The following is a 14,628-nucleotide window of genomic DNA, read 5'->3' as shown; positions in this document are numbered from 1 at the left end:
TTACCGATTGCGGTGTGACTTATAAGCACTCGCTCACAGGTTCGTAGCCGCAATCGCTAACCAAAAATCCCTCTGCCTATTATTCAGATCGGTAAGTGGACCGAGGACCAGTCTTCAACGGAGTTGAGATGGTACGACGGTTATGTTTACTTTGCGGGTCCCGACTGCTCGGGAGAGGCCTACATCGATAATCGCTCCCCGCCACTCCGCGCGGCAGCCGTGGTGGGTAGCAAAGGGTCAGTCACGCTTTATATCGCCAGCACGGGGCTCAGACAGTTGGTATTGGCTCGCTCGAATAAATATCGCGGCCACACCGGCTTCGGATGTGTCAATTTTGAGAGGCAACAAATCCGAGCATGGACGGTCGAAAGTACGTTCGATTTGTCACAACACTATCCGGAGCCTCTGCGCGTCGGATTCTAAAACCCGACCTGATGCAACGATTGCGGGCAATAAGGCGTCATGCCTCCTCGCAAGCGAGGTGAATCTGATCTTCAACGGTCGAAGCGCTATCAGGCCGCTTGGCGAATAGACTTCTTCGGGAGGCTTCCTGTATTTGCGCACAGCGGAGGCGACGTGAACAAGCGAATTGTTACTGGTTTGATTCTATTGTCCTTCTTTGTCGGAGCATGGCCCGTGTCATCCGCCGACGAGATAGACGGCGCTCGGCATGAGAGAGACCGCCCGGTCGCGAAGCTTTTTGACGCCAACGGCAAGTTGGTCGGCAAGCTAGTGTATTTCTATGGCGCCTATGTCCAGGGCGGAGTGGTTCTCAACGTGCATGCCGCGCCCGTTTATGCTGGCGTCAGACATGTCGGTGATACACAACAGACGGAGTCTGCAACCGAGATGAGATGGGAGGGCATCCGCCCAATCTTTGCGGGTCCGAACTGCACAGGAGCGGTCTACGTTAGGTTTGCCTCCGGGCCCCTCCGCCCGACAGCCTTGGCACGCAGCGGTGCGACAGCTACGCTCTACGTCGCCAGCGTCGGCCGTAAACAGATCGTCACGGTTGGCTCGACAGGCGGCGTCGATCCGGGCGAATGCTACACTTCTGATTCTCCGTCGCAAACGCTAGCATGGAAGGTCGAAAGTACTTTTGATTTGACCCAACATTATCCGGAGCCTCTGCGAGTCGGATACTAAGATAACTCGTATGAGCACCTGCCGCGCAAATTCGGCGAGTAGGTCCTCAGATTTTCGCACTCGCGCCGCACTGGAAAGGAGGGGAACGGAAGGGGCGTCAGCTCACGGGATTGCTTCACACATAGTCTTCTAACCGAAGCGCCCATACTCCGACCGCTTCTTGCCGCCCGCCGGCCGCGTGCGCTGCTGCTCGAGTTGATGCTGCATCGGCTGCTTGCCGTGTGCCGCTCCCTTCGGTTGCATGCCGGCATCGCGACGCTGCAATTGACGTTCGCGCTGGACCGCCAGCGCCGTGCTTTTGTCAAAGCGTCTGGCGATTGCCGCGGGCAGCTCATTGATCGAGTTGGTGTAGATGCGCGCTTCGTGACGCGCGCGGCTGATGGCGACGTAATATAGATTCATCGAGGTCGTTCGGCTTTTGGTGTCGAGCGCGATCAACGCGCGGTCGTTGGTCAATCCTTGCGAGCTATGGACGGTCGACGCGTAGGCGTGCTCCAGGTGCAAAGGTCGGTTGGCTAGCAATTCGAGCGCGCGAACCGGCATGCCGTCCTGCTGATCGACCGATTCGAGCTTGACCGTGCCGCCGCCGACCCCTGCAACCCGCATGCGATCGCCGTTCGTGAGATCGCGGCCGGGATCATTGCGGTTGATCCTCACGGTGTCTCCTACCGAAAGTTCTGCGCGCTCAAGGTGATAGACGCTCAACTGCGTGAGCTTGCGCGGGTTGATCGTGGTGGTCGTGCCATCCTGCCGTTGCAAGACCAGAGCATTGCCGGGCAGTGCTTCGTTGATGCGGTAGGTTTCGCCGCGTGCAAGGCCTGCTTTCTGGTAATCCTTTTCGGGCTGGATCACCATGCCGGACCGGTAGCTGGGTGCAAAGCGACGCTGCGCCTGTGTCATGTCGACGCGAGTAAGCGTCTCGAACTCTCGGCCTTTGCCGGTCAGATGCAGCGCTTCGCGCACCATGGCGTTGATCTCGCGACGCGCCAGGTGAGTGCCGGCGACAATCAGCGCTTCGCGGCGCTCGGGTTCGGTGAGTCTGATGAAGTCGTCGACGATGGCGCGGTGTCGCTCGGCCGGCTCTTTCAGCTCCTCAACGTGCTTGATGTGCGCGAGTGATTGCGTGACGCGGCCCTCGGCCGCATGCTCGACGGCAGTTTTCAGGTCGTGGTCTGTCTGCCGTTGAATTTCGCTGATGCGTGCGGTGTGCATGCCATTCTGCTGCAGCTGCGCGAACGGTTTGCCGGCTTCAATTGCCTCCGTTTGCTTGGTGTCGCCGAGCAACACCATGCGCGCACCGGCTTTCTCGACAATCCGCATAACCTGTTCCATCTGTCGAGCACCGACCACGCCGGACTCGTCCAGAACGATGATCGTCTTGCCGTCGATGGGCTTGTCCTTGCTGCGTAAAAAGCTCGCCAAGGTGTGCGCATCCAGCCCTTCGTTCTTGAGTACCTTGACCTGATTCCCATAGGGCGCAAGTGCGACGGTGCGATAACCCTCGTTCACCGCGGAGGCCTGTTTGATGAGTGCGATGGCGTGATTCACCGTGTAGGTTTTTCCGGTGCCGGCATCGCCCTGGATGCCGATGAACCGATCCCGGGTGCTGACGATCGTTTCCACGGCGCGACGCTGCCCGGCGTTCAACGAGGTGCGTTCGAGCGCCGTGTTGACGGCGGCCGCTGTCACGAGCGGTTCGACGGCGCCGCGCCCGGTGCGCTCGATGGCGAGAATCGCTTTTTCACGGGCGAGCGCCTTCTGTGTCGTATAGCGCTTCTCGGCCGGCACGAGCGAGCCCCGCTTGATCGCATTGCCGACATACTGTTGCGCCTGCTTGTCGGACCAGCCTTTGAGCTCCTGTAAACAGCTTTTCCAGCCGGCCGCCGACAGTGCTGGTCCGTCCTTGCGATCGGCCATGCGATACGCCGGCACGGACTCGATCAACGTTCCCTGGCTGACCAGCCGCCTGATCTCGGCACGAACTTCGCCCGGGCCTGCCAACCCGACGGCCCGGCGCAAGGCCGTCGCGGAGAGCGCCGTTTCGCGGACCACGGCCTCGCGCTCGGTCAGATGGTTGATCGCGTACTGCACAACGGCTTGCGCCGGCGTGAGGCTCGCGGGCAGGTTCGTGGTGGCGAGGCGATCGCCAGTGTCGGCTCCGTCACGGCGCTCGACACGGTCACCCGTTTCATATACGCGGCCATCAAGCCGCGAGCGCGGACCGTAGTCGATGCCTAGGTCGCGGCTTTTTTCGACCCAGTATCGTTTGACGATCTCGCGCTCGGACTCGTCTTTGCGCGGGCGCGTGGCAAGGGAAATCACCTGCTTTTCGAGCGTGCTCGCCGTCGCCCGTGTCTTGCCCTCGTTGGCGAGCGCCTCCTCGATGACGCGGCTACGTGCCGAGAACGCCTCGATCTGCTCGCGGCTGATATGGGCCAGCTCGAAATTCCCCTGATCGTCAACGAGCCGAATCGCGTAGCCGAGCGCCTGTAGGCCCTTTGCCAGCTCGGCCTTGTAGAGCGCGTCGACCTCGTGCTGCACGCGGAAAATGTCCTCGTTCGAGAGCGCACGCCAGGCGCCGTCGGCGCGCTGCGTCATGTTCAACACCACGGCGTGGGTATGGAGCTGCGGGTCCTTCGCGCGGCTCATCTCGTGCCGAAACTTCCCGATGACCATGTTGGCCGTGCGCTCGCGAGCGCTTTTGCCTTTGACCTTTTTTCGGGCCTCGGCCAGCCGTTCAACCTGCTCGAGCGCGCGGGTGACGGCTCGGTCGTGCGTGGCTGTCACTTCCTTGTCACCGGCGACCAGCGCCTGCAACGATACTGACTTCGGCGCGGAAAACGTCAGGTCAAGGCCCATGCGCTTCTTGTTGTCGGTTGGATCGAACGTCGTCTGAATACGCTCGCCGTTCGGCAGTTGACCATCGAGCAGTCGGGAAAGCTGCGCCTGTTCGATCGGCCCTGTTAGGCCCAGCGCGTGCGCGCCTCGGCCTTGCCACTCGCCGGGGTTCTCTTTGGCGTAATAGTCGTCGGCTGACGAAAAGTAATGGGCGGCTGCATACTGGTTGCTGCCCCGAATCAGTGTCACGTTGAGCATGGATGCCTCCGTCACCGGATGTCGATCGCAGCTGCTCGATGCGGGTATTTGACGTAGGGTAGTTTGATTTTGGCGATCGGAAAATCCTCGGCGAACATGACGAAGCCCTCGAGATCCTTGAGGTTCGATATTTCCGAGTCCAGTACCACCGGCTCCGGGGGACTCGCGACTACATGACGGCTTCGGCCGCCGCCCGCATGGCCCGCATTGGTTGTGACCTGAATGCGCTCGACATGGTGCTTGCCTAGAATTTCGCTGGCCTTGTCGGCGTTGAGCGCATTGGATGCGCCAAAAATGAGGTAATTACGAAAACACCCGAGCAAGGTCCTGGCGGCGTCTCGACCGTACGTCTCGTCGAGCTGCGCCCAGTCCTGAATCGACGCCGCCATGCGCAAGCCGTGCTTACGGCCCTTGGTCGCGGCCGGCACGAACGATTCGAGCTTGCCGAGCGATTCCAGCTCATCGAGGAACAGCCACAACCGACGCGATAGGAATTGCCCGTCATCCGGGATGCTGAGAATGGTCGCGCAGATTGTGTCGATCCAGGTGGCGACCAGCGGGCGTTGCGCGGCCCGCATGTCCTCGCGCCAGGTGATAAAGAGGTTGCCCGCGTGGGGGTCATGCACCCACTTGTGTAACGAGAACTCGCCCTGGGTCATGAAGCGCAGCGGCCGCACGTACTTGTTCATCATGAACTGGGTCGAAGCAATAGCCTTCTCGGCGTTCTCCCGAAAATAGCCCTGCGAATCAGTGTTGGCGAGAAATGCCCGGATGACTTTGCCGTCCTCACGCACCAAGAGGTTCACCAGCGTGTCCTGGTCCGGGTTATTCGTCTCGACGAGCTTGCGCATCGTGTCGGCCAGGACGTCGCGGGCGTACGCGCACCACTGTTCATCACTCGGATCGATCTGCGGCGGAATGACGCTTTTCGCCATCCGATCAAAGTCGTGTATGCCCTTGATCTCGTTGAAGAGCGTCCAGCCCGCCGAGCGGCGGTCGAACGGATTGAGAATCGTGTCGCCGGGAAAGCTGAATTTGGAGTAGAACGTTCCGTTCGGGTCGATCACGGCCATCCTGTCGCGGCGCTTGACGGCCGACGCCATCATGCTTTCGATTGCGACCGATTTACCGGCGCCGATCGACGCGCAAATGAGTGTGTTGCGATTTTCCAGGTGCAGCGGCATCGGCATCGGGCCGATCAGGATGGGCGGCAGGTCCTTCGCATCCTTCTGTTCGGTCCGTCGCCGGCGATTCTCCTGGCGGTTCGCTACGTTGATCTGGCTCTTTACCCGATGCCAGTTCGCCATGCGAGAGCCGCGCATCCAGCGACGATACGGTGCGCCCCGAAAACCATCGTCGCCGTACTCATGGAAGAGGTACGCGGCGCTGGCGGCGACTCCTAGGCCAGCCAGCACCCCGCCGACGACGAACGGATTGTTGGGTGTGACATGGAGCGCCACGGTGAGCGCTTCCGGGAGGGGTGACAGCGGCACATTGCCGGCGTAGGTTCCGGCAAGCCAACCCGCAACAGGCAAGCTGATGCCGAAGAACAGGCTCGCGCTTTCGACTTCGTGCTTCTGCATAGTGCACGTCCTCCCGGGAATTCAATTGCAGTGGTGCCGGCCGAAACTGCTACGACAGCGGCGGCCCGTGCTCGGCATTCTTTGGCCGGATCAAACCAATCGCACTGCATCGTGCCGAAAAGCGCGGTCCTGATCCCTCGCTCGCCGGTCCTTGTATCGGTTACTCCGAGCGCAGCCATGATGGCGCTGATGTGATCCTCGGCTTCGCCGATGGCGGCACCCTCATGAGTCTTCCGTGAAGCGATCAAGCAGCGCCGCGAACTCGGGCAACGACCCTGCGAGCACCTCGGCCGGCGCGCCCGCGTGCTCGCAGGCGAGCACCAATTCGTTGATCTCGCCCGTCGTGGCCTTCCTGCGCACGAGAAAAAGCAGCATCGCTAGCAGCGCATGCGCGGCTTTCTGATCTCGTTCGATCTCGGCCAAGCGCCCAGTCAGTTCCTGCCGCTCGGCCCATGCTTCTACGCTATCGTCGGCGGTGGTCCGATGGCGGCCGGCATTCAGCGACTTGTCGCGAATGTATTTCGACAAGTGCCGGTAGCCAGCGAGCGCAGCCGCCTGTTCGAGGCTGCGGCGCTCGTCCTCGGTGTACCAAACGGAGATCGATTTACCGTCGTTCATCGGCGCGCCCCGCGTCTAATCGTATTTCATTAGACTAATCTAGCACCGGTAAGGCCGAGCGGCCAGTTCCTAATGAATTTCTAATGAATTGTCTGCCGCCAAATCGGCGCAAAGCCTAACGGGACAGGGCTCCGTCACCCCGAAGGGGGTGCGTGATGTGTATCGAGATTTTTTGGCCTGTTAAGGACAGAAAATCTCTAGGGTTAAGGGCGTCCAAGCTGCTTAGGCCGAAGGCCGTGGGATAGGAGTGACATTCGAGCGACGTCCTAGATACCCTTAGGAGACAACTGGAGAACGTGAAGCGGACGATCTATCTACAAGCGGAAATCAAAAGTTTGGCATTCCGCAGATGATTGGACTACAACTTAGAGACGGTTTGGTAACGAGAGGAACGACGACCGACCATCCATGACGAAATCAGACCCAAAGCAGGCGGTCAGCGAGATCGAGCCGACCACCAAAGCGGCGCGGCTGCGTGACGTGATGCCTGAGATCGAAAAGAAGCTCGCCGTGGGTGTGCAGCTTCGCGCGATCCATCAGGCGCTGACCGGTGCCGGCTTAGACCTGACCCTTCAGACGCTCAAAACCTATCTGTATCGGTACCGAAAGGAGCTGCGCGCGCGCACCACGGGGCAACAGACGACGTTTGCCGCCTCCGCAGCGGACGTTGTGCCTGGTCCGTCACAGGTCGGTGAAGCGGTCTTGCATGAAGCGAAAGCGCCGGAAATGCAGGAGCCCCCGAAGCCTCAGAAAACTACTCAGGAAACCAGCCAGAGGACCACCGCATTGCGCGAGCCGATTTCCATGCAGGAGCTCGACCGGTTGATGAAACCGGATCCGGTGCAACAAGCCGAGAAGCTGGCGCGTTACGAGCGCCTCGCTAAACAGCAACGAAGGAGCCGCAAATGAAAGTCGCCGTGATCAACTTCAGTGGAAATCCGGGCAAGACCACGTTGGTGGACAACTTGCTTGCGCCGCGCATGCGTGCACCGAAGTTCGAGATCGAAACGATCAATGTCGGCTCGACCGATTCCGGCGCTGAGCGGTTGAAGGGCAAGGACTACGGTGGATTACAAGAAGATTTGATGACGCTCGAGTCGGCCATCGTGGACGTGGGCGCCTCTAACGTCGAAGAATTCATCAAGCAGATGGGCCAGTTCGACGGTTCACATGAGGAATTCGACTACTTCATCGTGCCGGCGGTCAGCGAAAAAAAGCAGCAGGCCGATACGGTGAGCACCATCGAGACGCTGGCGGGGCTCGGTGTGCCGCCCAAAAAAATCCGCATCGTGTTCAATAAGGTTGAGCTCGAAGATGCGAACGACGTGCCGCGCTTGTTCGGCACGATTTTTGGGCTGCACGCGGAAACCAAGTGTTTCACCTTGCGGTCGGAGGCCGTGGTGTTCAGAAACGAGATTTTTGAGCGGCTGCGGCCGCTCAAAAAGACCGTCTCGGACATTGTGGCTGATGAGACGGACTACCGGGCCATGCTGCGCGAATCCAAGGACGACGATGCCAAGGCGCACGCAGTCAGTATGATCTCGGCGCAGCGGCTCGCGAAGTCGGCGCACAAGAACCTCGATGAGGTCTATCGCGTCTTGTTCAAGTAACCGAGCGGTCATGAATAGCGGCAACGTTTCTACCGCCCGCGAAGCGCTGATGGCCGAGCTGCTGCAGGACGCTGACGTCCTGGTGCGGCGCTTTGAGCAGGCCGACGAAGCGCTCGCCGGCAGGATTGAGAAGGCGACAACTGACGCGGCTGGAAAGGCGTTTCTGACCGCCAGGCTCAATTTCGAGTCGGTGATCGACAAGAACGCAGACAAGCTGACGGACGCCGGTCGACACGCAGCCGCGCAGATTGGCAATCAGCTCAATAGTGGCGCGGCGCAAATGGTCGCCGCGAACGCGGCCTTTGAGCGCAAGATGTGGCGGTTTGTGCTGCTGCTCGTCCTGTTCGCGCTCGTCGCCGGCACCGCGGGCGGCTTCATCGGTGCCAAGCTGGCCGGGGCATAAGCGGCGTTTTCGATAAGCGCGGATAGGGCTCCGCGTTGCGCCGCACCTGTGGCCGGCTCACTCAGACCGTCATCGCGACCCCAAGGCGATGGCGTAAGCTCGTCAATCATTGTCTGCTCGATATCGCTATCGAAGCGCTTTGTAGGGTTCCCCATAAACCCTGACCTCTCAGTCTTGGCTCCCCGACTGCATCCAATGCAAACCCGACCTGGGTGGAGCAGGGTTCTTCCTGATCAATGCGCTGCGCCTTCGGCTTTCGCGATGATCCGCTCGGCATGACTTGCGGCCTCAGCCAAGCGTGAGGCCGGATCCTTAAACCGATCAGTGGCGCCCTCGATGGCCGCGCAATAGCGCATGGGCCTGAGCAGTAAGTTTTCTCACCGCGTCGAGCAGCGCTGGGGCGGCCTCGCACAGAAGGAAGGCTTGCCGACCGCCGTAGCGAAGGAATGCCCCATCAAGGGCGACATCCTCCGCGATCAGGTGGCAACGAGTTGCATCGTTGATTGAAACGATCCGGGCACACGCGGCATTGCCCCAGTCCGGATCATCACACAGGTCCGCCGGGTCGAGCGTCTTGGCCGTCTCGATCGCGGCTGCCGGCGTCGGCGCCTCGATGGTCGTCGTGCCGTAATGCGGCACGTCGATCGCGAAGAGAGCAGTGTAGAGGCTCATGCTGCCACCTCGCTCGGCGTTTCGGCCTGCAGGGAAAACAAGTAGTCGCACGCACGTTGGGCGTGACCGGCAGCCGTGAAGATCGCCTTTTTGTCGGCTTTCAGCACCTTGAGCCAATGATCAAGATAGGAAGCGTGGTCGGCACGTGTCACGGGCGTGATGCCCAGTTGCGCGCACAGGAACGCAGCGCCCATTTCCGCGATCAACTCTTCCGCTGCGTACGCTTCATCACCGAAACGCTTTCCCAGTTGACGATTCAGGCGCGTGTAGTGCGAGGTCCAATGCGTGAATTCGTGCGCTTTGGTGGCTTCGTAGCTTTCTGCGTTGTCGAACGCATCAGCGGGCGGAAGCTGCACGATGTCGAGGCCCGGGGCGTAGAAGGCGCGGTTGCCGCCGTGACAAACCGTAGCGCCCGTCCTCGTGAAAAACGTTTCGGCAAATTCAACCAGCTGCAACGGCGCAGCACTCGGCTGATGTTCGGTAGCCGGTTCACTCCGGTAGCCTTCGGGCAGGTTATCGATCTGCTCGACATTGAAAACGGTGTAACCCTTCATGAAGGCGATGTCATGCTCGGTCACTTCGCCGTCGTCGTTCGCTTCGGTTTTGCTGACGGAGTTCGCATACACGACGAGCGAACCGTGCTCGCCCTTGCGGACGTTGGCGCCCATTTCGAGTGCCTGCTTGAACGTCATCCAGCGATTGGACTGGTAGCCCTTTGCGAGGGCCTCGCCCCACAGCAGCAAGACGTTGATGCCACGGTAGGGAATGCCATTGGCTCGAACGGGGAGAGTGATGCGCGGCGTTGCATTGTTGGCTTTCCACGGCTTTGTCCACGGCCGGACCCCTTGTTCAAGGTCGGCGACGATTTTATCGGTCACGCGGGTGTAAACGTCGGCTTGGCTTTTCATGGTGTGCTCCTCTGTAGGGCTTGGGGTGTTCGCGGTTTTGTTGCGCGAATACCCCTGCCCGTCGGGCGCAGACCGGGGAGGCAAGGTGCAAGGGCTGGACGGGCGGAGGGGGATCACCCACCCCGCAGGGGCGGCCGCAAGGCCGTCTTGCAGCTTGCGAAAGATGGGGAGACCGCCCGGGCCAGGGCGAAGCCATTTCCCTTGCAGCGCGCCAGGGGCAGCGCCCCATAGCACGTTCGTCTGGCTTGAGTGTTGGACTTTGCGAAAGGGATCGTCACCGAATGGCCGGGACGGAAGGCCCGGTGAGCGCAGCGAATAGAGCGCGGTCCGGCCGTGGCCGGATTCGCCCAGGATTTCTATCTGGCAGCAAAACAGCGTGAGCGCGCTCGATGACCTTCCAGCACTTCTGCGTCTATTCGGAAGGCAAACTGGGCAACGCTTGGGCGAACCTCGGCTGGGCTAGCGCATGGCTTGGCGAAGCTTGCACATGAACCGTCGATGGAACTGGCGAATCGATCGCAAGCGAGACGCTCGATCTGGCGCGAAGGGCGCGATGAGCAGGCGGCGATCCTGCAGTTTCGCCATATGGCAATCGGCTGAAGCGACCTCCCTGGGGGCTTACGGCGACCACCGTTATGGGTGGGCATAGCCGCCGAAAATTATTTCGTCGCATCGACCAACAATCGCAGCTTTGCGGAAGACGATCCATTGCAGAAGCGGTCCGAAGGCCGTTTTCGCTGCAGGCGGCCGTCGAGGACGCGCTGCGCGCGGGATCGGCGCAAACGAACACTGTTCGGGCTGCGCTCGAATCGTCGCGCGGCGTGGGGGGCACCATCGTCCGTCGCCATCAATCTGCCGGAGCATGTGCGACGTAAGGGTGCGCTCGTGCAGCCCCGCCGGTTCGATACCTACGATCAACTGGCAAGAGAGGAAGGCAATGACGTTGACCACGATCAACAATGAAGTCCTGCGTCTGCGCGCGAAGGCGCACCGCTTGAACGGCCTCGTCGAGCACTGGGGCGAAATCGACGGCGCCACATGGCTCGCGCCGGTGCTGCAGTGGAAAGAAGACGAGCGCGGGCATCGCTCGTTGCAGCGACGGATCCGCAAGTCAACTTTGGCTTATAGAAATCCGACGCAGCAACTGCCGACTCCTCGCTCTATAATTGGAAAAGCTTTGGATTACCATTGATCGCAAGGAACCGATTTTATGAGTCAAGCCCGCGGGCGATACACGGGACCTCGGGACAGCGGCCAGCGCCAACCTCGCCGGGCGGACAAACCGCCGGGTAACCGGCAGGGGAAATCATACGCGAAGGCCCCTCCTCAAGATCCCGCCCAGACGGCCTCCATCTTCAAAACCCGCTCATTTCAGTTTCTCGTCAACACCGTCGGCGCAGAGAATATCGCGCTAGGACTTGATTCGAATATGACGCGAGTGGCCGAATTGATGAAGGGTGAGAAATTTACGTCCGAGACTGCCTTTCACATGGAAACCGCTCTCGGGCTGTCGCATGGCTTTTTCGACCAGCCACATCCTGCGCTTGCACCTGAGACCATCGCTCGCCTGAAATCACCGCTCGACTCTGTACGAACAGAAGCTGAAATAGAAGCTGCGTCCGAGCTCCTCGAGCCGGCTCCCGGCCCACATGCTAGTCATCCATCAGTTCTCGACCAGAGTTTGACCGAGGAAGCGGAAATGCCAAAGAAAGCAACCAGCGGGTCGCCCAGGGCTGCCAAATATACTAGGAGCAAAATGGCAGAATCTCCCAAACCACATGCGCCTCGAAAAGACCCGCCCGCGAAGTCCGAGACATCTGCAAGAACGGCCCAGCAGCAAGCGGCCTTAAGCGACAGCGCCGCGGTGGAGAAGATTCGGCGCGCTAACCTCCACGTCCTTACGAGTCGCAACGGATCGAAAGCAAAATTGGGTGTGGTCATGGCGCTGAGCGGATCCAACATGGCGCATCGACTACATGGCAAAAAGCGCATGGACAATGTCGAAGCCAACCGCTTCACAGAGCGGCTTGGCTTGCCAGACGGTTGGTTAGATATGCCGCGCTCCGAAGCCGAAATCCCTGATTCGGTGTCGCGTTTGCTTACCCCTGCGTCGCGTGGTCGCGCATTGACACAGCAACATCAGCCGCACACGGCTACAACGACCGATCGCGGGCCTAGGAAGCTCGCCGATGCCAAGGCGCCCACAGGGGACGCGCAGGAGGACGAATCGGGCAATGCGGAAGGCTCAACTGGTTCGGCGGATATTGCAAAGGAAAAGGAAACGTTTGTCGAGAGCGCGCAACATCCTGGAGATGAATCCTCCGACGAGCGTGCCGATCGCTTGTCTGAAGACAGCCATGGTGAGACCCCATCTACCATGCCGTCAGACCTCGAGCCGCTTCGCACCTTCGTCATACCACAGCAAGATCCGATACCGCTCATTTCCGCTTCAGTGACCAGCTTGGAAAATTTGAACGGTATTGAACCGATCGCGGAGGCATTGATCAAGACGCTCGCAGGCAAAGCGCGCACGGGTCGTTTGGGCGAAATGAAAGCTCTCGAACTCCTGCAGCAGGTGGTTTTGTTGTAAGCCAAGCCGATGGTCGCATCCAAGGCATTGCCGTGCCACGCCGCTGTATAGCGTCAGTGGTTTCGTGGACGCCCTTGATGGCGTGCCATTTGCAGGGTGAAAGTCCCTGTGGGCGTCAGTCACAGCACCGTAGCTGAAAATAACTGCGTCGTCGCGAGGCGGAAGGGGGAGTAACCGGCAGCGAACTGTCGGTCCGTAGGTAAACGAATTTGTTTCGGCCTGTATGGCGGCGAGGCTGCACGAAGGTGGCGAAGCCTGGAATTAACACAGCTTGCTGTGGTTGCGGATAAAGCGGCGCGGTGGCGTACTACCTGATTGAGGACGGAACGATAGGAGTGTGGCATGAAGTAGACGGGGAGATCTGCCGGCCGGTGTACGCTGGCAGGAGTCGGGCCAAGAAGAGACGGTCGACTGTGCTGGCCAGATCGTCAACAATCCCCTCTCTCACGCCGACACGGACCCACTGTACTTGTTTGCCTGCACACCGCATCCGACGCACTGTCGCTCGAGTGTTCGAGTTTCCGCGGCAATCAGAGGCCGGAACAGTCTGATTCTGGGCTTCCGCTAACAGCAAAATCCTCAAGCATCGGCTTACTCTGCGACACGGGCCAGCGCGGCGGCACGGATGAGCCGTGTCTCCTGTGCCACGATCAGATGGCCCGATGCCTTGAGATAGACCGGGAAATCTGGATGTGTATCGCGTGCAAGGCACCGTCGTTGGTAGTCTGCCAGATCGTCATACCCCCACAAGTGGGTGAACTGGTTCTGCGGCCCGACCAGACTCGTCCAGAAGCCGAGCGGATGTCCAAGCGTCTCCCGCAGGATCGGCATCGCGAGCCTGTCGAATACGTCGAGAAACTCGGGGCATCTTGCGCAGCGCGATGGTGTAGACCCGGAAATCCACGAGGGGCTTTGCCAGAAACATGGGTTGGGTATTCATGCGTACTCTTTCTCTTTGCGAGTCATCACTTTGGAGGCAATGGCGTTGCCGGTGACATAGCCGAAAGTCATGTTGGGCCCATGAGTGATGCCGGCGCCCGGATAGTTGCCGCCCATCACGCTGCGCCGGTCATTGCCGACCGCATAAAGGCCGTCGATCTGGCTGCCGTCGGCGCCCAGCACCTCGCCGGTGACGCTGGTCCTGAGGCCGTCGAACGTGCCCAGATCGCCCATCACGACCTTCACCGCATAGAAAGGGCCGGTCGCGATCGGCGCAACGCAGGGATTGGGCTTGTTGTCCGGATCGGCGAGATAGCGGTTGAACGAGGTGCTGCCGCGCTGGAACGCCGGGTCTTCTCCGCGCTCGGCGTTGCGATTGTAGGCAGAGACCGTCTTCTCGAGCGCCTCGGACACAATCCCGCAATTGCGCGCCAGGTCGCCCAGCGTCTCCCCCTTGACGAGATAGCCTTTGCGTAGCAGCGGCCCCACCGGCATGGGCGCGGGCTTCGCATAGCCGAGTCCGCACTTGCCGAGCGCGACCTTATCGCAGATCAGCCACATCGCCGTCTCCCTTTCACCTTCGCAGGCGCGCATCAGCGCAGCGCCAACGTCGTGGTAGGAGTTCGATTCTTTGGTGAAACGCCGGCCGTTGCGCAGCACGCCGATCACGCCGGGCTTGTAGCGGTCGAGCAGGTGTGGGAATACGCCGGTGCGGCCCTTGCCGAAGGGCCCCTTCGAGACCGGCATCCAGGCCGACGCATCGTCGTAGCCGAGCGCCACGGCCCCCCCGATCTTTTCCGCCATGTTCAGTCCGTCGCCTGTATTGCCGATCGGAGTAGGCGAGAGATGCTCCCCGCCACGCTTCACATGCGGATAGACCTGCGCGATGCGCTTGAGATCATGCGGAAAGCCGCCGCAAGCCAGCACAACGCCGTGCCGCGCGGTGATCCGCAAGTCGCCGTCCGCTGCGCTCGCGCGCACGCCGGCCACCTTGGCGTCCTCGCACAGCAGTTCGTTCACGGGCGTCGAAGTGAGGATCGGAATGTCGAGCGCCAGCGCCGAC

Annotated in this window: 13 protein-coding genes and 1 pseudogene; 7 read left to right on the top strand and 7 right to left on the bottom strand. The window is 60.6% G+C overall.

Going from position 1 to position 14,628, the window contains the following annotated elements:
• Positions 1–576 precede the first annotated feature (576 nt).
• Positions 577–1,146: a hypothetical protein gene (locus AWB81_RS35530; protein ID WP_144444271.1), complete on the top strand. Its 570-nt coding sequence runs from the start codon at positions 577–579 to the stop codon at positions 1,144–1,146.
• A 129-nt stretch (positions 1,147–1,275) separates the two neighbouring features.
• Here the strand turns inward: AWB81_RS35530 and mobF are convergent, their stop codons facing one another.
• From mobF to AWB81_RS35515, 3 genes are all read right to left on the bottom strand, one after another.
• Positions 1,276–4,242, bottom strand: a complete 2,967-nt coding sequence (gene mobF / locus AWB81_RS35525; RefSeq protein WP_062642382.1) for a MobF family relaxase — start codon at positions 4,240–4,242, stop codon at positions 1,276–1,278.
• Between the two features lie 11 nt (positions 4,243–4,253).
• Entirely contained in the window at positions 4,254–5,825 is a 1,572-nt protein-coding gene (locus AWB81_RS35520; RefSeq protein WP_062642380.1) for a type IV secretion system DNA-binding domain-containing protein, read from the bottom strand.
• Positions 5,826–6,047: 222 nt separating this feature from the next.
• Positions 6,048–6,443: a hypothetical protein gene (locus tag AWB81_RS35515; protein WP_062642378.1), complete on the bottom strand. Its 396-nt coding sequence runs from the start codon at positions 6,441–6,443 to the stop codon at positions 6,048–6,050.
• A gap of 408 nt (positions 6,444–6,851) precedes the next feature.
• Here AWB81_RS35515 and AWB81_RS35510 point away from each other — a divergent pair, with 408 nt between their 5' ends.
• Genes AWB81_RS35510 through AWB81_RS35500 form a run of 3 tightly spaced genes read left to right on the top strand, consistent with a single transcriptional unit; the run spans position 6,852 to position 8,456 of the window.
• Positions 6,852–7,352 carry a hypothetical protein gene (locus AWB81_RS35510; RefSeq protein WP_062642376.1) on the top strand — a complete coding sequence of 167 codons (501 nt, stop codon included), beginning with the start codon at positions 6,852–6,854 and terminating at the stop codon, positions 7,350–7,352.
• Complete coding sequence (gene stbB, locus AWB81_RS35505) at positions 7,349–8,053, top strand: StbB family protein (RefSeq protein WP_062642374.1); 705 nt, start codon at positions 7,349–7,351, stop codon at positions 8,051–8,053. Before AWB81_RS35510 ends, stbB begins: the two co-directional genes overlap by 4 nt.
• Positions 8,054–8,063: 10 nt before the next feature.
• Positions 8,064–8,456 (top strand): hypothetical protein, encoded by a 393-nt coding sequence (locus AWB81_RS35500; protein ID WP_200822601.1) that lies wholly within the window; start codon positions 8,064–8,066, stop codon positions 8,454–8,456.
• Positions 8,457–8,777: 321 nt separating this feature from the next.
• On the opposite strand, the gene AWB81_RS35495 is transcribed toward AWB81_RS35500, so the two are convergent.
• Positions 8,778–9,128 (bottom strand): hypothetical protein, encoded by a 351-nt coding sequence (locus AWB81_RS35495; RefSeq protein ID WP_062642372.1) that lies wholly within the window; start codon positions 9,126–9,128, stop codon positions 8,778–8,780.
• A complete protein-coding gene (locus AWB81_RS35490; protein ID WP_062642370.1) occupies positions 9,125–10,036 on the bottom strand; it encodes an ArdC family protein in 912 nt (303 codons plus the stop codon). The genes AWB81_RS35495 and AWB81_RS35490 overlap by 4 nt, the downstream gene beginning before the upstream one ends.
• A gap of 639 nt (positions 10,037–10,675) precedes the next feature.
• On the opposite strand from AWB81_RS35490, the gene AWB81_RS47430 reads away from it, so the two are divergent.
• The 3 genes from AWB81_RS47430 to AWB81_RS35475 are packed head-to-tail and all read left to right on the top strand — an operon-like array spanning position 10,676 to position 12,626.
• The gene (locus tag AWB81_RS47430; RefSeq protein ID WP_235026076.1) at positions 10,676–10,999 is read left to right on the top strand and encodes a hypothetical protein; all 324 of its coding nucleotides are present in this window, start codon (positions 10,676–10,678) and stop codon (positions 10,997–10,999) included.
• Complete coding sequence (locus AWB81_RS35480; protein ID WP_235026075.1) at positions 10,980–11,228, top strand: hypothetical protein; 249 nt, start codon at positions 10,980–10,982, stop codon at positions 11,226–11,228. The genes AWB81_RS47430 and AWB81_RS35480 overlap by 20 nt, the downstream gene beginning before the upstream one ends.
• 18 nt (positions 11,229–11,246) lie before the next feature.
• Positions 11,247–12,626, top strand: coding sequence for a hypothetical protein (locus AWB81_RS35475; RefSeq protein ID WP_062642364.1), 1,380 nt, complete (start codon positions 11,247–11,249; stop codon positions 12,624–12,626).
• A gap of 591 nt (positions 12,627–13,217) precedes the next feature.
• Here the strand turns inward: AWB81_RS35475 and AWB81_RS35470 are convergent.
• Together AWB81_RS35470 and AWB81_RS35465 are read right to left on the bottom strand one after the other, a co-directional pair.
• Positions 13,218–13,566: pseudogene (locus AWB81_RS35470) on the bottom strand (NIPSNAP family protein).
• The coding region (locus AWB81_RS35465; protein ID WP_144444270.1) for an FAD-binding protein at positions 13,563–14,628 on the bottom strand (1,066 nt) is incomplete at its 5' end. The gene AWB81_RS35465 and the pseudogene AWB81_RS35470, both read right to left, overlap by 4 nt.

The organism is Caballeronia arationis, from assembly GCF_001544975.2.
Classification (GTDB): Bacteria; Pseudomonadota; Gammaproteobacteria; order Burkholderiales; family Burkholderiaceae; genus Caballeronia; species Caballeronia arationis.
Note: the sequence above shows the minus strand (reverse complement) of the source record. Positions and strands in the feature narration are given on the sequence as shown.